This window comes from Microbacterium sp. PAMC21962 (genome assembly GCF_019443465.1).
Taxonomy (GTDB): domain Bacteria; phylum Actinomycetota; class Actinomycetes; order Actinomycetales; family Microbacteriaceae; genus Microbacterium; species Microbacterium hominis.
This window is the reverse complement of the sequence record NZ_CP080381.1, coordinates 2744803-2762654: the sequence shown is the minus strand read 5'-3', so window position 1 is coordinate 2762654 and position 17852 is coordinate 2744803. Positions and strand designations below refer to the sequence as shown.

The 17852-nt window shown below is 69.4% G+C and carries 14 protein-coding genes, 3 tRNA genes and 1 pseudogene; 14 read left to right on the top strand and 4 right to left on the bottom strand.

All coding sequences use genetic code 11. The features are described from left to right. Window positions 1-28: 28 nt before the first annotated feature. Window positions 29-1024 (bottom strand): tRNA lysidine(34) synthetase TilS, encoded by a 996-nt coding sequence (tilS, locus tag KY498_RS13045; RefSeq protein ID WP_191009164.1) that lies wholly within the window; start codon window positions 1022-1024, stop codon window positions 29-31. Between the two features lie 195 nt (window positions 1025-1219). Here tilS and KY498_RS13040 point away from each other — a divergent pair, with 195 nt between their 5' ends. Further along, window positions 1220-1753: an inorganic diphosphatase gene (locus KY498_RS13040; RefSeq protein WP_060960536.1), complete on the top strand. Its 534-nt coding sequence runs from the start codon at window positions 1220-1222 to the stop codon at window positions 1751-1753. A gap of 69 nt (window positions 1754-1822) precedes the next feature. Here the strand turns inward: KY498_RS13040 and KY498_RS13035 are convergent, their stop codons facing one another. Beyond that, window positions 1823-3229 (bottom strand): peptidoglycan DD-metalloendopeptidase family protein, encoded by a 1407-nt coding sequence (locus KY498_RS13035; RefSeq protein ID WP_061781945.1) that lies wholly within the window; start codon window positions 3227-3229, stop codon window positions 1823-1825. A 284-nt stretch (window positions 3230-3513) separates the two neighbouring features. Here KY498_RS13035 and KY498_RS13030 point away from each other — a divergent pair. The 5 genes from KY498_RS13030 to KY498_RS13010 all read left to right on the top strand — a co-directional run bounded on the left by KY498_RS13030 (window position 3514) and on the right by KY498_RS13010 (window position 7654). Next, window positions 3514-3586 (top strand) — tRNA-Glu (locus KY498_RS13030). Window positions 3587-3613: 27 nt separating this feature from the next. Continuing rightward, window positions 3614-3687, top strand: a tRNA-Asp gene (locus KY498_RS13025). Between the two features lie 82 nt (window positions 3688-3769). Continuing rightward, window positions 3770-3842, top strand: a tRNA-Phe gene (locus KY498_RS13020). A gap of 641 nt (window positions 3843-4483) precedes the next feature. Beyond that, on the top strand, window positions 4484-6706 hold the full coding sequence (locus tag KY498_RS13015; RefSeq protein WP_191009165.1) for a caspase family protein: 2223 nt from the start codon (window positions 4484-4486) through the stop codon (window positions 6704-6706). Window positions 6707-7054: 348 nt separating this feature from the next. Further along, the gene (locus KY498_RS13010; RefSeq protein ID WP_219879391.1) at window positions 7055-7654 is read left to right on the top strand and encodes a class I SAM-dependent methyltransferase; all 600 of its coding nucleotides are present in this window, start codon (window positions 7055-7057) and stop codon (window positions 7652-7654) included. Between the two features lie 8 nt (window positions 7655-7662). Here the strand turns inward: KY498_RS13010 and KY498_RS13005 are convergent, their stop codons facing one another. Next, the gene (locus tag KY498_RS13005) at window positions 7663-8157 is read right to left on the bottom strand and encodes a GNAT family N-acetyltransferase (RefSeq protein WP_191009166.1); all 495 of its coding nucleotides are present in this window, start codon (window positions 8155-8157) and stop codon (window positions 7663-7665) included. 155 nt (window positions 8158-8312) lie between these two features. On the opposite strand from KY498_RS13005, the gene KY498_RS13000 reads away from it, so the two are divergent. Further along, on the top strand, window positions 8313-8522 hold the full coding sequence (locus KY498_RS13000) for a chemotaxis protein CheY (RefSeq protein WP_191009167.1): 210 nt from the start codon (window positions 8313-8315) through the stop codon (window positions 8520-8522). A 28-nt stretch (window positions 8523-8550) separates the two neighbouring features. Here KY498_RS13000 and KY498_RS16555 read toward each other — a convergent pair. Then, window positions 8551-9383: pseudogene (locus tag KY498_RS16555) on the bottom strand (right-handed parallel beta-helix repeat-containing protein); the annotation flags it as partial. A gap of 48 nt (window positions 9384-9431) precedes the next feature. Here KY498_RS16555 and KY498_RS12985 point away from each other — a divergent pair. From KY498_RS12985 to KY498_RS12955, 7 genes are all read left to right on the top strand, one after another. Then, entirely contained in the window at window positions 9432-10859 is a 1428-nt protein-coding gene (locus KY498_RS12985; protein ID WP_191009170.1) for a carboxylesterase/lipase family protein, read from the top strand. A gap of 374 nt (window positions 10860-11233) precedes the next feature. Beyond that, window positions 11234-12760, top strand: coding sequence for a sugar transferase (locus KY498_RS12980; protein ID WP_101306986.1), 1527 nt, complete (start codon window positions 11234-11236; stop codon window positions 12758-12760). Beyond that, window positions 12760-13911 carry a DUF1972 domain-containing protein gene (locus tag KY498_RS12975; RefSeq protein ID WP_191009171.1) on the top strand — a complete coding sequence of 384 codons (1152 nt, stop codon included), beginning with the start codon at window positions 12760-12762 and terminating at the stop codon, window positions 13909-13911. The genes KY498_RS12980 and KY498_RS12975 overlap by 1 nt, the downstream gene beginning before the upstream one ends. After that, entirely contained in the window at window positions 13908-15032 is a 1125-nt protein-coding gene (locus tag KY498_RS12970; RefSeq protein ID WP_060960525.1) for a Gfo/Idh/MocA family protein, read from the top strand. Before KY498_RS12975 ends, KY498_RS12970 begins: the two co-directional genes overlap by 4 nt. Beyond that, a complete protein-coding gene (locus tag KY498_RS12965) occupies window positions 15029-15928 on the top strand; it encodes a hypothetical protein (protein ID WP_219879390.1) in 900 nt (299 codons plus the stop codon). Before KY498_RS12970 ends, KY498_RS12965 begins: the two co-directional genes overlap by 4 nt. Before the next feature lies 1 nt (window position 15929). Beyond that, window positions 15930-17171 carry a glycosyltransferase gene (locus KY498_RS12960; RefSeq protein ID WP_191009172.1) on the top strand — a complete coding sequence of 414 codons (1242 nt, stop codon included), beginning with the start codon at window positions 15930-15932 and terminating at the stop codon, window positions 17169-17171. Continuing rightward, on the top strand, window positions 17168-17842 hold the full coding sequence (locus KY498_RS12955) for a hypothetical protein (RefSeq protein ID WP_191009173.1): 675 nt from the start codon (window positions 17168-17170) through the stop codon (window positions 17840-17842). The genes KY498_RS12960 and KY498_RS12955 overlap by 4 nt, the downstream gene beginning before the upstream one ends. Window positions 17843-17852: the final 10 nt, after the last annotated feature.

Here is a 17852-nt window from a genome sequence, read left to right as displayed (position 1 = left end):
TCGATTTTAGGCCCGTCGGCGGGCGTTCTCAGTCCGCGACGAACTCCAGCCGGCTGCCACTGCGCCGGGCACGGCATCCGGGGAGGTCGATCGGCCCCTGACCGTGCCAGTCGGTGACGAGCCGCGCGACCTCGAGCGTCTGGGCCCGGGTGAGGCTCGCCCCGAACTCGCTCGCGACGACGTGCCGGATGATGCGGTGACGCAGGGCCGGCGGGTTGGCGGCGAGCGCGGGAACCGAGACCGCGATACCGGCCTCGGCGTGTTCGACGATGTCCTCGATCGTCTCGTCGATCATGTCGGCGAAGGCCGCGGCATCCTCGCGGAGCTGGTCGCTCGTGCGGGCGAGGGCTTCCGCCACGCCGGGGCCGAGCTCAGCCTCGAGCACGGGCATGACGTCCTGGCGCACGCGCACGCGCAGGAACCGACGGTCGAGGTTGTGCGGGTCCTCCCACGGCGGCAGCCCCGCCGCGGCGCAGGCCGCGCGGGTGGTGGCGCGGCGCACCTCGAGCAGGGGACGCAGGATGCGGATGCCCTCCTCGACCCGGTCGGGCGACATCGCGCCGAGACTCGCGGCGCCGGAGCCGCGGGCGAGGCCGATGAGCACGGTCTCGGCCTGGTCGTCGAGAGTGTGGGCGAGCATGATCGCCTCGGCCCCGGCCTCCCTCGCGGCGGCGAGCAGGGCCGCGCGGCGGGCGTCGCGGGCGGCGGCCTCCGGCCCGCCGTCGGTGCCGACCTCGACCCGGACGACCCGCGCGGTGAGACCTCGCTCCTCCGCGACGGCCGCCGCACGCGCGGCGACGCGGTCGGACCCGGGCTGCAGGCCGTGGTCGATGACCGCCGCGGATGCCGCGATGTTCGCTTTCGGCGCCTCGAACGCGACGGCGTCGGCGAGTGCGAGCGAGTCGGCGCCGCCCGAGAGCCCCACGAGCACCGGCCCCGTCACGGTCGCGAGGGCGGTGCGCACGGCACGACGGATCTCAGCGGCGGCGGGATCGAGGCTGGGGCGATGGTCCACGGCATCCACGGTAGCGAGTTGCCGCCCGCACAACTCCGCCTCAATGGGGGTAGGGGCCTCCGACCGAACCGATACGGGCGGCTGAGGCGGAGTTGTGAAGGTGACGGCTGCGCAACCGGCGCGCGGTGGCCCCCGGACTAGGCTGGATGCCGGCATCCACCAGACCCTCCGAACATCCACCAGATCCTCCGAAGGAGCACCAGTATGGGCGCATACGACGCCGTCATCGAGATTCCGCGCGGCAGCCGCGTGAAGTACGAGGTCGACCACGGAACGGGTCGGGTGTTCCTCGACCGCGTGCTGTTCACGCCGATGGGCTACCCCGCCAACTACGGCTTCTTCGAGGACACCCTCGGCGAGGACGGCGACCCGCTCGACGTGCTGCTGCTGCTCGACCGCGACCTGTACCCGGGTGTCATGGCGAAGGTCCGCCCCGTCGCGGTGCTGAAGATGCTCGACGAGGCCGGCGGTGACGACAAGGTCGTCGCCGTGCTCGCGAAGGACCCGCGCTGGAACCACATCCAGGACGTCGACGACCTCGACGAGTGGACCAAGGGCGAGATCGGCCACTTCTTCGAGCACTACAAGGACCTCGAGCCCGACAAGTGGGTCAAGGTCGACCAGTGGGCCGGCGCCGAAGAGGCCGAGCGCCTGGTGTCCGAGGCCTTCCAGCGCTTCCAGGACGAGGGCGCCCAGACGGCCACGCAGGGCGAGGGCCACGCCCCGAAGACCATCTGAGCCCCGTCTCACACGCAGAAGAGCGGATGCCGATCGGCATCCGCTCTTCTGCGTGGTCGGCGCGAACCGTCAGTAGACGTTGATGCCGTGGTCGAGGAGGACGGGCGCGGGGTCGATCCGCACGCCCTGCCAGTAGACCTCGAAGTGCAGGTGGCAGCCGGTGGAGGCTCCGGTGTTGCCGACGTAGGCGATGACGTCGCCGGCGTTGACCCACTGGCCGTAGTTGACGTTGTAGCCGCCGTTGACGATGTGCGCGTAGCCGGTGACGACGCCGCCGCCGTTGTCGATCTTGATGTAGTTGCCCCAGTCGCCGGTGTACTGGGCCCAGACCACCGTTCCGGAGGCCGCCGCGTAGATCGGCGACCAGCAGGAGGTGGCGAAGTCGATGCCGCGGTGTCCGCCGCTGGTGCACGAGCCGTTGCCACACACCGAGCCGCGGTTTCCGAACCAGGAGCTGATGTAGCCGGATGCCGGGCGCACCCAGCCTCCGGTGCCGGCCGACCCGCCGCTGCCGCTGCTTCCGCCGCTGCTGCTTCCGCCGCCGCCACCACCGCCACCGGCGTTCGCCGCGGCTTCGGCCTCGGCCTGCCGCCGACGCTCTTCGGCGAGGGCGGCCTGGCGGGCCTCCTCGGCCTTGCGCGCGGCCTCGACGCCGGCCTGGTAGTCGGCGACGGTCTTCGCGGTCTGGTCCTGGAGTGCCGCGAGCTGCGCCTGCAGCGTGCCGAGGTTCTTGTCCTGCTCGGCGAGGGCGGCCTGCGCCGCAGCGGCGGCATCCTGGGCTGCCTGCATCTTCTGCTCGGCTTCCTTCTGCAGACGATCGCGCTCGTCGCGCGCCACCTTCGCCTTGTCGCTCAGGCTCTGGGCGTTGTTGCGGGCGCTCACCGCGTCGGCGTAGACGCCGCGGTTGGCCTCGACGAGGCGGTCCATCGTGCCGAGCTTGGTGAGCAGGTCGTCGGCGCTGGCGGCGGAGCCGGAGAAGAAGAGCTCCATCGACGGGTCGTCGCCGCCGGAGCGGTACTGCTGCGCCGCCAGACGTCCGAGCTTCTTGGCGGTCTCGGTGGCTCGCGCCGATTCGGCGTCCGCCTGCGTCTGCAGCGCGTTCGCGTTGTCGGCGGCGGTCTCGAACGCGATCTGCGCCGCGACGTACTCGTTCGCGAGGCGTTCGGCTTCGGCCTGCTTCGCGGCGACGTCGGCCTGCAGTGCGGCGATGAGGTCCTGGATGCGGGAGACCTCGGCCGCCTTCGCGGCTTCGTTGTTCTTGGCGTTCTGGACGTCGTCCCACGAGGGGTAGTCGGCGGCGAACGCCGACGGGCTGAACCGCAGTCCGAGAGCGCTCACGGCGCCGAGGCTGAGAACGCCCAGGCCCGCCAGTCCGAGCGCCGTGCGGCGGCTCAGGGGGCCCCGGAGGGTCGTCAGTTCCTTCGCGGTCGGCGCGCACCCGCAGTCCTCCGCCGAAGCGGCCTTCTCGGTCTTCACCTCGAACCTCCGTCATTCACGCGCGTCGACCCCCGCCATCCTGCGATGGCAACACACGTCACACTAACAACATTCGTCACATTCGCCCAAGGGTTTCTTCGACGCCCCGACGGGAGCGAATCCGGCCGCGACCAGCGGTGACCTGCCTGCGCACGACGGATGCGGATGCCGCCATCCTCCCCCGCGGAGGGGGCGCGCCACGGCATCCCACGCCCTCGATTTCCGATTTGGGGAGGGATCTCGTATGCTTGAGCGTCGGTAAGAATGAGCCCTCGGGTTCGCTCGGCCCCATCGTTTAGCGGCCTAGGACGCCGCCCTTTCACGGCGGTAGCACGGGTTCGAATCCCGTTGGGGTCACTCTCCGACACACAACTGAATACGTATGGCCCTGTAGCGCAGTTGGTTAGCGTGCCGCCCTGTCACGGCGGAGGTCGCGGGTTCAAGTCCCGTCAGGGTCGCTCCGAGCGACGGGCCCTTTTCTTTCGAGATCGAGGGCCCTTCGCGTAGGACGCGGCAGGTTCTGTACAGCGCGTGCCGCGCGGCTCTGTAGCTCAGTTGGTAGAGCGCACGACTGAAAATCGTGAGGTCACGGGATCGACGCCCGTCGGAGCCACACGGACCGTCGTTACAACGGTCCCAGAAACCCTCGCCTAGCTTCTACATGGCGGGGGTTTTGCTTTGGGCTGGCCCGAGGATGTTTTTCAGCGCCCGCTCCACACTCCGATCTCCCGGTCGCTGAGCGAACGAAGCGAGTCGAGATGACGGAAGCGGATGCCATGCCGCAGCCCCGTCAGAAGCTTGGGCCGGTCTAGGGCCGGTCGCCGCAGCAATCTTGCCGCTCGACCGCCACGCGGACCACTGGTCAGCGCACGGCAGATTCGCCCGGATACGCGATCTCGGCCAGGCCTAGGCACCTAGACAAGGGCTGCAGCGGCTCTGCGATCGTCGTTCCGGATGCACTGAAACAGAGTGATTCGAGACGGCAGCTGGGCCGGTCCCGGGCCGGGAACTCGGGTGAAACCATCGAAAACCAGTCGTTGCCATCGAATGCAGCGCGACAGTACGCACTCCATGCACGGATGAGACACGCTGCAGCCGAAAGCTCGGGCCGGTCTGGGGCCAACCAGTCAGCACGCGCGCCGCAGACGCCCTCTGCAGCCATCAACCAACCCAGCCGTCGCCCCCGAAGACGTCGGCGACTTTTGGTGGGCATGGCAACCATCCGGCCCACTAGTGTCAGAGCGGGAGGCGACCATGCGACGAAGCGTAGTGATAGGAATCAATCAGTATGAAGACGCCGACAGGCTGTCCGGGTGCGTCCGGGACGCTACAGAAGTCGCGAAGCTTCTAGCCGGCGACCACTACGGATTCGAGAACAACGTCGTTCTCGATACTGACGCGTCTCGGCGCACGTGCCTCGAGGCACTCTGGGAGGCAGCCGAGCAGGAGGGGGAGACTCTCCTCATCTACTTCGCCGGCCACGGCGGAATACATTCCGGCTCTGGCTACCTCATGACGACAGATGGCATCGGGCGCGACCCAGGTATCGGTCTCCACGAGCTTGCCCAAGTCATCGCTGCGGGTGCGACGAACTATCAGCACGTCGTGACCATCCTCGACGCGTGCCACTCAGGTGCCGGCTCGACGTGGACCGATCACCGACCGCTAACCGCCGCGGCTGTGGCCGAGTCGATAGACGTAGTCAATGCAAGTCGAATCCTCATGGCGGCCTGCCGTCCAGAGCAGGTCGCGTATGAGACGGACGAGCCAAACGTTCACGGCGCGTTCACCAAGGTGCTTCTTGACGCCCTCGCGGGCGACGCCGTCGATTTCGCAGGCAACGTCACCGTCCACGCCCTCTTCGATGTGGTCGCCTCGCGGATGGACCTCGAACAACAGATGCCAGTATTCAAGGGAGATTCCGCGGGATCAGTCATCCTAGGCTCAGGATTTGTCCCGCGGGGGGGCGCCCCGCTCGCGCCAAATGACAAGGCCGAGTTGCTCGCGAAAGCTGAACGGCTCTTGGACGAGTACCAGATCCTCCAGACCCGAGAGTTGTCGCGAAACGACCGCAGAATGAGCGTCGGGCTAAGCGCGTGCGCGCGTTCGCTCTCAGGCATCATTCACTGGTTTAGCGAAACAGAGAAAGAGGATCATGACATCGTCCGAGAGGCCGACTGGCAGAGGTTTCGCCATTCAGTGCTCAACTACCAGGGCACATTAGCGTCAATCGGAATCGGCGATACCTTGCCGCTGGGGGTAGTCCAGCGCCATGTCGGCGATGGAGGCTTTGGTCATGTGTGGGAACTGCGCGACCAGGGAGAGCTGCCCATCGCATACAAGGTCTTTCACGGCTCGGAGTTGAGCGATGCAGTGAAGGCAAAACGCTTCCGAAACGGCTACTTCTCGATGGCGAGCCTCTCGCATCCGCGCATTGTCGCCGTCCATGAACTGACCGAGGCGCCCCTCGGCTTCACGATGGATCTCGTGCAGGGCGCGGACCTGCGAAGCGCTTACGTTGATCGGGACGACGCCGCCGCACTGCTAACTCTTGCGCTAGATATCGCCGATACCATCCGTTTCGCGCACGGCAAAGGGGTTATTCATCGCGACGTCAAGCCGGAGAACGTCATCATGGAGTGGCAAGAAAACGGGTCTCTCGTTCCGAAGCTGACAGACTTCGATCTTGCGTACATCGAGACGAATCGTACCGTCACGATCAACATGGTCGGAGGTGTGGTCAACTACGCTGCCCCAGAGCAGTTCTATGCGAGCAACAGTGCCATCGCACGAGCAGTCACCGTTGACGTCTACGCTTTTGGCCAGCTGTTGTTCTACCTCGCGGTGGGTTCCGACCCTTCTGCCGACAGACCAACTGCGAACATGGAGCGCTTCACGGCTGCCGTCAACGATCACCTCCCCTACGAGGCCGCTGGCATCCTCTCCGAGCTTTACGAGAGATCAACTAAAGTCTCGCCGGGCGAGCGACCACAAGACATGGACGAAGTATGCGCGCAGCTCTCGCGTGCGCGACTGTCCTATCACGCTCACACTCAGCAATCCACTTTCGATCCGAGCGAAATCTGCCGGCAAGTCGCTCACGCATACATCGGCGTGGGCGGATTCACCTCGACGGACGAAGGTGCCTACCTCGATAGTCGCGCGGGAACTCTAAGCATCGAGATCCTCCCCCGCGGAGTCCCTACCGCCGACAGGAGCGATTTTGTGCTGAACATCAGCACTAGTCAACACTTCGGTGTCCCTGGTGCGGGCTCAGGGACTCAGGCGCGGAGGATTCTTAATCAACGCCTGGACCGGCGACTGCAACGGTTCGACGGCGTCACCCGCATCGCAGGGGAGCAAGGCTATTTTGAGACCCATATTCGAGTTGATCAGGTTGCCCGCACTGCCGCGGGGGCGGCGCGATTGTCGGACATCCTCACCTCCACGATCGGCGCCATCGAGCAAGTGGACTAGCGAGTCCGGGCCGGCCCCGGGCCGGGAACTCGATTGAAACCATCGAGGACCAGCCATCACCAACGAGCACGACTTCCGCGGAGTCACGCGGCAAACAAGCACTCGTGAGCACCCGTAAACCCGCCGCATACAACTGAAAATCGTGAGGTCACGGAATCGACGCCCGTCGGAGCCACACGGACCGTCGTTACAACGGTCCCAGAAACCCTCGCCTATCTTCTACATCGCGAGGATTTTGCTTCTTCCTGATGAGGGTCGGGCTCCGATCTTCCGGTCATTGAGCGAGCGAAGCACGCCGAAACGGCGGCGCCGAGTCGACCACCGAGACCACATCGATAGCCTCTTCGGGTGACCGATGTACAAGCCGCGTATGCCGCACGCGCCGCCGAATACTCCGACGCCCTCGGGTCCATGGATGCGGTGCATCCGAGCGACAGGCAACTCGTCGACACGTGGGCGAGCAAGGTCTCCGGCCGAGTTCTCGACGCAGGATCCGGACCGGGCCACTGGACCGATTACCTCGGCCGTCGCGGGATCGATGTGCAGGGCATCGATATCGTCCCGGAGTTCCTCGACAGAGCTCGAACGCGCTACCCGTCTGCCAGGTTCGACGCGGGGAGCATCGACGCGATCGACGAACCCGACGACGCCTTCGGCGGCATCCTTTCCTGGTTCTCGACGATTCATCACGAGCCGTCGCGGGTCGGCATCCCGCTGCTCGAGTTCGCGCGCGTACTGCGGCCCGGCGGCACTGTGCTGCTCGGCCACTTCGACGGCGCCGAGGTCGAGCCGTTCGATCATGCCGTCGTTCGCGCGTACCGCTGGCCCGCAGGCGGACTGATCAAGGTGCTCGACGCCGCGGGATTCGACGTCATCGAGACGCACCGACGAACCGAGCGAGGCCGGCGCGACGTCGGCGCCATCCTCTGCGAGCGTCGCGCGCGCTGAGGTGCTCGCTATCTCACCATGCGCGCATCCGTGATCAGCGGGGCGTGCGGATCGCGCTGCTCCGTCCCGTCGAACCGGAAGCCGTTGCGCAGGTAGAACGCCGTCGCGCGGGGATTCTCCTTCGCGACCCACAGCATGGCGGGCGCGGTCCCGAGCGTCTCGTCCAGGAGCGCCTGCCCGACACCCGCCCCGTGCTGCGATGCCAGCACATAGATCGCGTAGAGCAGGCGGTCCCGAGGCGGCTCCTCGCCGTCCAGACCCTCGCCGGGGCCGACCCACGCGAACCCGACGATGTCTTCACCGACCTCGGCCACACGGATGACCATGCCATCCCGCCGCTCCGCCAGCACCTGACGCCACATCCGGTGCCGCCTGTCGACGTACTCCGCCGAGAAGTAGCCGTCGGGCAGCAGATGCGCGTAGGCCTCCTTCCACGTGGCGACGTGGAGCTCGGCGATGGCCGCCGCATCCGCGGGCCGGGGCTCTCGGATCACGAATGCCATGCACCGATCGTGTCATGAGCGTTCACTCTGCTGCGAACCCGCCGCGACGGTTCCTGGGCTCGGCCCGAGCTATCACCACGGAGCGGGTGCGTGCCCGCTCCGAGACGGGCGGCGCCCGACTGTTATCCTTCTTACCCCCACCCGGAAAGTGCCCCATGGCCGAACGCGTCGCCGAGCGGGTCGCCCGTCTCATGGCGGAGCACCCCGACATCACGGTCCGCTTCACCTCGGCTGTCACCGCTGACAGCTACCTGTTCAGTATGAGCCGCAGCATCCCGGTGATCTTCATGAACCCCGTCCACGAACCGCTGGTCGAGAGCCTGCGCGCTGCGCAGCAGACTCGCGACAACACGGCGACCGCCTGACGCCTCGGGCGTCGCCGGCGCCTCCCGGCTAGACACCGACCTCGGGCGTGGGCCGCACGGCGTTGGCCGCGGGGTCGACGACGAACTGAGCCGTCGTTCCCGCGTCGAGCACGGTGTTGCGCACCGAGCCCGGCTCGACGAGGACCGTGATGACGGCGAGGTCCTGCGCGGTGCGCGCCGACAGCAGCGCGCCGACCTGTGCCGCGAAGCAGTCGTCGCCTACGTCGACACCCCGATCGCGCGCGACCACGTGCATGCTCGCGACGTAGTTGTCGGTCCCGGAGACGATCCGGATGATCACGGGCTTCGCGCCGACGGGACGGACGTCGCCCGCCGCGATGACCGTCGAGAAGTGGTTGGCGATGAGCGAATTGCCGTCGCCCTCGACGCGCAGCAGACCATACTCGTCGTCGCGGCCGCCACCCGCACCGAGGAACGGCGTCCAGGGCTCCTGGTCCCGGAGGAAGTGGTTCGCGGCGACCAGGTTCTCCGCACTCGCCCCGTCGAGCACGACCATGCCGGGAGCGAACGCGTGGAGGCGGTTGCCCGTCACGTTCGACCGCGTGACGCCCCGCAGGTGCACGCTGCTGGCTCCGCGCGGGAAGACGTTGTTGGCCGAGACGAGCAGACCGCCGTGAAGTTGTCGTGGATCGAGAGCGCATCGGCGTGGTGGATGACCAGCGCGTGCTCGAGGTAGACGAAGCCCATGCCGTTGATGCGCACGGAGTCGTTGGCGGTGGCGGCGTAGATGCCCGTCATGCCGTTGACGTAGGTGTTCTCCGGATGCCGCCCCGACCCGTCGGGCTCGAAGTGCAGGCCATCGATGCAGAATCCCGCGAACTCGATCGAGCTCAGCCGCGGCCGACATCCCGCCGACGATCCGCCGACGGGGGCGAATAGGGTGAGGCCATGGAGCAGCCCGTCGCCCCCGAGGTCACGACATCCACCGGCACCGTTCGCGGCAGCCGGACCGACGGGATCGGCCGCTTCCTCGGCATCCCGTACGCGGCGGCGCCCGTGGGCGGACGCCGCTTCCGCGCGCCCGCCCCGCCGGCGGCCTGGTCGGGCGTGCGCGATGCGACGAGGTTCGGCGCGACGGCGCCGCAGGCGCCCTACGCAGGCGCGATCGGCGAGCTCCTCAGCTGCCCGGTGATCGAGGGCGACGACATCCTCACCGCCAACGTGTGGACCCCGGCGGATGCCGCGGCATCCGCCGCCCCCGTCGTCCTCTGGATCCATGGCGGCGCCCTCGAGCGCGGCGCCGCGGCCGAGCCCACCTACGACGGGACCGGCTTCGCCCGCGACGGGATCGTGTTCGTGTCGGTCAACTATCGCCTCGGCGTCGAGGGGTTCAGCGTGCTCGACGGGGCGCCGACGAACCTCGGACTGCTCGACGTGGCACGGGCGCTGGAGTGGGTGCACGCCGAGATCGGCGCCTTCGGCGGCGACCCCGCTCGCATCACGCTGATGGGAGAGTCCGCCGGTGGGGCGCTGGTGGCCGCACTCCTGTCGCGCCCGGCATCGCGCGCCCTGGTCGCCGGCGCGATCATCCAGTCCGGGCCGCTCGACGCAGCACCCCTGCAGAAGGCGCGCCGCGCGTCGGATGCGATCGCGCGCCGCCTCGGCATCCCGGCGACGCGCGAGGCGTTCGCGGCCCGGACGACGGCCGAACTCCTGCGGGCGCGATCGCAGATCGCCGCCGGCTCGTCCCCGTTGCGAGGCGCACCCGGCTTCACGCTCGCGCTCGACCCGGAGACCCTTCCCGCATCGCCGGTCGACGCCCTGCCGAGCCTCGGGATACCGCTCCTGATCGGCACCAACACCGACGAGTACCGCCTCTGGCTGACGCCCGACGCCATCGCCGCCATCGGCGGCGTGAAGTCGTGGCTCGCCCGCCGCGCCCTGCGCACCCCCGAACGCGCCGCCCGGGCCGTGCGGGCCGCGATGCCCGACGCGAGCGCCGGCGAGGTCCTCGGTCAGCTGCTCACCGACCGCCTCCTGCGCGGCCCCGCGACCCGCGTCGCACGGGCGCGGACCGCCCCGACCTACGTCTACGAGTTCGCCTGGGAGAGCCCGGTGCGAGACCTCCGCGCCGCGCACGCGTTGGAACTCGGCTTCGTCTTCGACACCCTGACGACCGACCAGGCCGTGAGACTGGCGGGCGACGACGCACCCGCCGACCTCGCCCGCGACATGCACCGCGCGTGGGTGGCGTTCATCACGACGGGTGATCCCGGCTGGCCGGCTTTCGGCGCCGATCGGACGACGAAAGTGTGGGATGCCGCGTCACACGTGACCCCTCAGCGCCGCGCGGCCGTCGTCGACGCACTGGGGTAGGGCGCTTCGACTCGGCGCTGCGCGCCGCGCTCGACGACCGGGGGCGGAGGGGCGCGGTAGGGCGCTTCGACTCGGCGCTGCGCGCCTCGCTCGACGACCGGGAGGTGCGCGGGAGGGCGCGGGCGGCGAGCGCGTCTGAACACCGGGGGAACGGGATCTGTCCACAGTCCGACGATTGACGGTGGCGCTCCGCACGATCGGCGGGGTAGAGTCGCTCCCGACGCACGCGTGACAGCCGGGGGGCTGGTCCGCAGGAGACGGGGGTCTTCGCGTCGTCTTACTGGGGATGGGGCGGATCACGATTCGCCCGTCGGTTTGCTGGGGGGCAAAATGCCGACTTTGCTGTTGCGTTCCGTCGTGGCGGTGGTCACGCGATGACCGCGATCCACGACGCCGCGAGCATCGCGCGAACGGGCTTCGCCGCGCCGTTCACGACGATCACCTCGCGGGCATCGGCGACCGCCGGCCCGTCGCGGGCGCTGGAGCGGCGTCACTCGTGGGAACGCCGCTACCGGTGGATCCTGCGCACGAGCGACGCCGCCGCGGTCGTGATCACCTGCGCGATCGCGACGGTCGTGTCGACAGGGGTCGCCGGCGGTCCGCTCGCCGCCGGCGACCCCGGCCTCGTCGGTCAGATCGCCCTCGTGACCGCGGCCGTGTGGCTGCTGATGCTGTCGCTGTTCGCCACGCGCGATGTGAAGCTGATCGGCTCGGGCGCCGCCGAGTACACCCGGCTGGTGCACGCGACCGGGTTCGCGTTCGGGCTGCTGGCGATGCTCGACGTCGCCCTCGACGTCGACGGCATCCGCTCTCAACTGTTCGTCGCGCTCCCGCTGGGCGTCAGCGTCCTGCTCGTGGAGCGCTGGCTGTGGCGCCGCTGGCTGATCCGCCGCCGCGCGACCGGGGCCTACACCTCGCGCGCCATGGTGGTCGGCGACCGCGCCGACGTCGAGTACGTCATCCGCACGATCGCCGACCCCGGGCTGGGCTATCAGGTCGTCGGGGCCTCGCTGCGCGGCGACGAGCTCGACAGTCTCCGCGTCGACGACGCCACCTACCCGGTCCTGCGCACGCACACCGTCGCGGAGGCGGCCGCCGCCCTCGACGCCGACACGATCATCGTCGCCAGCGGCGGTGATCGCGATCCCGACGACATCAAGCACCTCGCCTGGCAGTTGGAGAACACGGCGGCCGAGCTCGTCATCTCGAGCCGCCTGTCCGACGTCGCCGGACCCCGCATGTCGCTGCGCCCGATCGAGGGCCTGCCGCTCATCCACGTCGAGATCGCCTCGTTCGCCGGTCGCGCCTATCTCGCCAAGCGCGCGCTCGACATCGTCGTGTCCGCCACGGCCCTTCTGCTCTTCGCACCGGTCGCGGCGGTCATCGCCCTCGCGATCCGGCTCGACTCGCCCGGTCCGCTGCTCTTTCCCCAGGCACGGGTCGGACGGGACGGTCACGAGTTCCGGATGATCAAATTCCGCTCGATGACCGTGGATGCCGAGGAGCGGCGCGCCGCGCTGCTCGCGGCGAACGAGGGCGCGGGCCCGCTGTTCAAGATGCACGACGACCCTCGTGTCACCCGCGTGGGCCGGATCCTGCGGAAGTACTCGCTCGACGAGGTTCCCCAGTTCTGGAACGTGCTGGTCGGCGACATGAGCGTCGTGGGTCCGCGCCCTCCCCTCCCGAGCGAAGTCGCGACATACGACGACGACGTCCTCCGCCGGCTCTACATCAAGCCGGGTATCACCGGCCCCTGGCAGGTGGGCGGACGCAGCGACCTGAGCTGGGAGGAGAGCGTGCGCCTCGACCTGCGCTACGTCGAGAACTGGACAGTCATGACCGACCTGGTGCTCATGTGGCGGACGGTGCGCGTCATGCTCCGCCCGGACGGGGCCTACTGATGACGCGCCGCACCGTCCGCATCCTCGGCACCCACGGGGTTCCGGCCGCCTACGGCGGGTTCGAGACCGCCGCCGAGCACGTGGGGCTGTACCTGCGCGACCACGGGTGGGACGTCGTCGTCTACTGCCAGGTCGACGGGGAAGGCGAGATCGCCTCCGACCGGTGGAACGGCATCGAACGCGTCCTCATCCCCGAGCCGCGCGACGGCTGGAAGGGCACCTCGCACTTCGACCTCGTGTCCATCCGCCACGCGACGCACCACCACCGCGACGGCGACGTCTGGCTGACGTTCGGCTACAACACGGGCGTCCTCGACGTCATGCCGCGCCTTCGCGGCATCCCGAACGTGATCAACATGGACGGCATGGAGTGGACCCGCCGCCGGTGGGGCCTCGCGAAGCAGGGCATCCTGCTGGCCAACGAACGCCTCGCGGGTCTCGTGGGCGACGTCCTGATCGGCGACCACCCCGTCATCTCGGCCTATCTCGGACGCCACTTCGGCCGCCGCCGGGTCGAGACCATCACCTACGGCGCCCCTTCGGTGACGTCGGCACCGGTCGCGCCGGTGCGCGACCTGCGCCTCGAGCCCGACGCCTACGGCATCGTGGTCTGCCGTCCCATTCCCGAGAACTCCGTCCTCGAGATCGTCACCGCGTGGTCGGCGCGACGCCGCGGGATGCCGCTGGTCGTGGTGGGCCCGTACACCGACACCGATCCGTATCACGTCGCCGTCCGCGCGGCGGCATCCGACGAGGTGCGCTTCCCCGGGGCGATCTTCGACAGCGGGCGCCTGCAGGCGCTGCGCTTCCACAGCGCGCTCTACCTGCACGGGCACACCGTCGGGGGCACGAACCCGTCCCTGGTCGAGGCGATGGGCGCCGGCAACGCCGTCGTGGCCCACGACAACAGGTACAACACGTGGGTCGCCGGCCCCGGGAACGCCTATTTCCGAGGCGCGGACGATCTCGGCGACCTGCTCGACGACCTGCTCGCCGACCCGCGACGCCGACGTCGCATGGGCGAGGCGAGCCGCGCGCGCCACCGCGAGGAGTTCACCTGGGACCACATCGGTGCCCAGTACGAGCAGTCGCTGCTCACGGCGCTCGCGCGCCACGGCCATGTCACTCGACGAACGGAGGTGCTGGTGTGATCGATGTCGCTGTCGTGGGCCTCGGCAAAATGGGGCTGTCTCACCTGTCCATGATCAAGGCGCACCCGGAGGTGAACCTCGTCGGCGTGTGCGACGCGACGGGGTACCTCCTCGACGTCCTCGCCAAGTACACGGGGGTGGCGACCTTCAAGGATCTCGGCAAGATGCTCGACACGGCGCAGCCCGACGCGATCATCGTGGCCACTCCCACCCATCTGCACGCGGGGATGATCCGCGAGGCGATCCGCCGCGGCATCCATGTGTTCTGCGAGAAGCCGCTCGTGATCGACCCCGACGAGGGCGCGGAGCTGACCGCGCTCGCCGAGGCGCGCGGGATCGTGACCCAGGTCGGGTACCACAACCGCTTCGTCGGGGCGTTCCGCGAGGTGCAGCGACTGCTGGAACTCGGTGCGATCGGCACGGTGGAGACCGCGCTCGCGGAGGCGTACGGGCCGGTGGTGCTCAAACCCTCGGGTCACACGTGGCGCAGTCAACGGGCCACGGGCGGAGGATGCCTGTACGACTACGCCGCCCACCCGCTGAACCTGCTGACCTGGTATCTCGGCGAGCCGGAGTCCGTCAGCGGAAGCCAGCTCACCAGCATCTTCTCCGCCCAGATCGACGACGCCGTCGCCGCGACCCTCCACTACCCGCAGGGGACGGCGCAGATCATCGCGAACTGGTCCGACGAGTCGCAGCGCAAGATGACGACGAAGGTGACCCTCTGGGGCGAGCACGGGCGCATCTACGCCGACCGGCAGGAGATCCAGGTCTACCTGCGCGACACGGCCGAGATCCCCGAGGGCTATCGCGCCGGCTGGAACGTCCGCTACACGACCGACCTCACCGCCGCGCCCTGGTTCTACCTGCGCGGCGAGGAGTACAGCGCGCAGCTCGACGCCTTCGTGTGGCGCGTGCGTGCGCACGCCGTGCACGGTCAGAACGACTTCGGCTCGGCCGCCGCCACCGATCGCGTCATCGCCATGATCAGCGAAGACGCGACCCGCGTCGACGCGAGGCTGACGACCCCCGGACACGTCGCCACCATCACACCCCTGCCCGCTCGACGCGGCAACCCGTTCGGAACGGCGCTGCGTGCGCTGCGAGGAGGAGCACGATGACTCTCATCACACCGTCGTCCACCCGGACCATGGATCGCCTGCTGTTCGGCGACAACCAGTTCTTCGGGGTGAACCACATGTCGGAGGAGAAGGCGCGCGCCCAGCAGATGCGCTTCCAGGACACCGACGCGATCATGTCGGTGCTGGATGCCGCGTACGACGAGGGCGTCCACACGTTCATGTGCACCACCCACGACCGCATCGGGGAGATCGCCGAACGCGTGCGGACCCATCCCGACCGCTACGAGGGCATGAGCTTCTTCCCGTGCATGCCGTACGCGCACAAGTACGCGAACGCGATCACCGACGACGGCTTCCTCGGGGCCGTGCGGCGGTTCCTGCCGGAGGAGGGTCTGCTCGACAGCATCGCCCGCGGCGCGTCCTCGTTCGCCCGCAAGGACATCGAGGGCGTGGCGACGCTGCTCATCGACGCCGAGCTGAAGATGTTCGCGGGACTGTCCACCCCGGTGATCTGGCTGCAGAACGTGATCGTCGACCTGTTGTCGGGGCTGGGGTTCACGGACGCGTTCCGGATCTTCGCCGACCACGTCCGCACGCGCTACGGCGCCGAGCCGGGCTTCATCACGATGAACCTGCCGCGGGTGCTCGACGACCTCGACCGCGCCGGGGTGGAGAACCCGATCGTCTGCTCCAACATCAACAAGCTCGGCTTCCGCATGTCGGGCGGGGTGGAGAGCTATCTCGACGCGATGGAGCGCCGGCCATTCCGCGCCGTGGCGATGTCGGTCTTCGCGAGCGGGGCGATCTCTCCGCGCGAAGCCATCGAGTGGGTGACCGCGCTGCCCAACCTCGAGGCGATCGTGTTCGGCGCCTCCAGCCGCGCGAACATCGCGTCGACGGTGAGCCTCGTCGACGAGTACTGGCCCGAGCACTGACATGTCCGCCGCCGATCGCGCTCGCACCGTCCTCGTCGCCAACCCGTCCGCCGATCTGTACGGGTCGGACCGGATGATGCTCGAAGGGGTCCGCGGCCTCGTCGAGCTCGGGTGGCGCGTGGTCGTGACGAGCTCGGACGACGGCCCGCTCATCCCGCTCCTTCGCGCCGCCGGGGCCGACGTCCGCTTCCTCGATGCGCCCGTCATCCGCAAGAGCGCCCTGCGTCCTCGCGGTCTCGTGCGACTGCTTCGCGACGTCGTGGCGCGCGGGCCGAGGATGCGGCGCCTCATCGCCGACGTCGGCGCCGATGTGGTGCTGGTGAACACCGTGACCATCCCGTTCTGGATCCTCGCCGCCCGCCGCGCGGGCGTGCCGAGCGTCGTCCACGTGCACGAAGCCGAGTCGACGCTTCCCGCAGCCGCGCGGGCGATCCTCACCCGCCCCCTGCGGTGGGCGTCGGGCGTGATCTTCAACTCTCAAACCAGTCGGCGCGTCGCCGGCTCGGCGTGGCTGGAGCGCCGCGATCGCGCGCGCGTCGTTCCCAACGGCGTCGCCGGACCGTCGGCACCGACCCCCGCCCGGATCCGCCTCGACGCACCGCTGCGCATCGTCTACGTCGGACGGCTCTCGCCGCGCAAGGGCGTCGACCTCGTCGTCGACGCGGTGGCGCGGCTGCAGGGGCTCGGGCTGGCGGCCGAGCTGGAGATCGTCGGCGACGTCTTCCCGGGCTACGAGTGGTACGAGCAGAGCCTGCGCGACCGCGTCGCCGAGCTCGCCATCGGCGAGCGGGTGCGATTCGCCGGCTTCCAGCGCTCGGTGTGGGACCGCCTCTCCGCCGCCGATGTCGCCGTCGTCCCCTCGCGCGGCGCGGAGTCGTTCGGCAACGTGCTCATCGAGGCCGCACTGTGCGCCCGCCCCGTCGTGGCGGCCGACCACACCGGCCTGCGGGAGGCGTCCGCGGACCTCGCCTCGGCGGTCCTGGTGGCCACGGACGACGTCGACGCCCTCGCGGCGGGACTGCGGCGCGTGCACGACGAGTGGGATGCGCTGCGGGAGGGCGCCTGGGGGGATGCCGAGCGCGTCCGGCTGCGCCACTCCCCCGATCGGTACCACCGCGCGCTGTCCGCGGCGCTTCTCGAACGCCTCCGCGAGGAGACGGGATCGGCCGCCGCGCCGGCGCCCGCGCCCTCCCCGCAGGCCGGATCACGAAGCCCGCGACTCACGGAGGAGCTGACACCATGACCACCGAGAGATCTGCGTCCGGGGCGCTGTCCCGCGGCATCGGCGCGACGCTGCTGGCGCTGATCGTCGCCGCCGGGGCGACGGGCTGCGCGGCCTCGTCCCGCGGCGATGCGGCATCCCCGCCCGCGGCGACGCCGGCCGCGGCGACGCCCACGACGACGCCCGAAACAGCCGCGACCGCATCGCCCGCCCCCGCGCCGCCGACGGCAGCCGCGGACGCGCCCGTCCCGAAAGCCGGCCGCGACGGCGCCCCCGCCGCTCCCGCGATCAGCGCGGCGGTCGCCTCGCCGGCCGAACAGGTGACGTACGGCGACGGCGTCGTGCTGAGGATCTCGTCCGTGACGTACGGGTCCGAGACCGCACAGGGACCGGGCGCCGCGACGGGCCGCGAGTTCGCGCGCATCTCGCTCGAGCTGACCAACGGGTCGGACGGCGAGATCGACGTGTCGTCCACCGTGGTCACGGTGCTCGACCCCTCCGGAGCCCGTCTCGTTCCCGTGTACACGACGGAGTCCGGCGCACGCGACTTCGCCGGCACGGTCGGGCCCGCAGCGATCACGACCGCCGTGTACGCCGTCGCGGCACCGGCCGATCACTCCACGCCGCTCACGATCGTCGTCGACTTCGACGCCGTCCACACCTCCGCGGTCTTCCGTGGGGCTCTCAGCTGATGTCCGTCCG

What these genes read in the sequence shown, in the direction of transcription:
- KY498_RS13040 (WP_060960536.1), top strand. Translation starts at nt 1,220, where the DNA reads ATGGGCGCATACGACGCCGTCATCGAGATTCCGCGCGGCAGCCGCGTG.
- KY498_RS13015 (WP_191009165.1), top strand. Translation starts at nt 4,484, where the DNA reads ATGCGACGAAGCGTAGTGATAGGAATCAATCAGTATGAAGACGCCGAC.
- KY498_RS13005 (WP_191009166.1), bottom strand. Translation starts at nt 8,157, where the DNA reads ATGGCATTCGTGATCCGAGAGCCCCGGCCCGCGGATGCGGCGGCCATC.
- KY498_RS13000 (WP_191009167.1), top strand. Translation starts at nt 8,313, where the DNA reads ATGGCCGAACGCGTCGCCGAGCGGGTCGCCCGTCTCATGGCGGAGCAC.
- KY498_RS12985 (WP_191009170.1), top strand. Translation starts at nt 9,432, where the DNA reads ATGGAGCAGCCCGTCGCCCCCGAGGTCACGACATCCACCGGCACCGTT.
- KY498_RS12980 (WP_101306986.1), top strand. Translation starts at nt 11,234, where the DNA reads ATGACCGCGATCCACGACGCCGCGAGCATCGCGCGAACGGGCTTCGCC.
- KY498_RS12975 (WP_191009171.1), top strand. Translation starts at nt 12,760, where the DNA reads ATGACGCGCCGCACCGTCCGCATCCTCGGCACCCACGGGGTTCCGGCC.
- KY498_RS12965 (WP_219879390.1), top strand. Translation starts at nt 15,029, where the DNA reads ATGACTCTCATCACACCGTCGTCCACCCGGACCATGGATCGCCTGCTG.
- KY498_RS12960 (WP_191009172.1), top strand. Translation starts at nt 15,930, where the DNA reads ATGTCCGCCGCCGATCGCGCTCGCACCGTCCTCGTCGCCAACCCGTCC.
- KY498_RS12955 (WP_191009173.1), top strand. Translation starts at nt 17,168, where the DNA reads ATGACCACCGAGAGATCTGCGTCCGGGGCGCTGTCCCGCGGCATCGGC.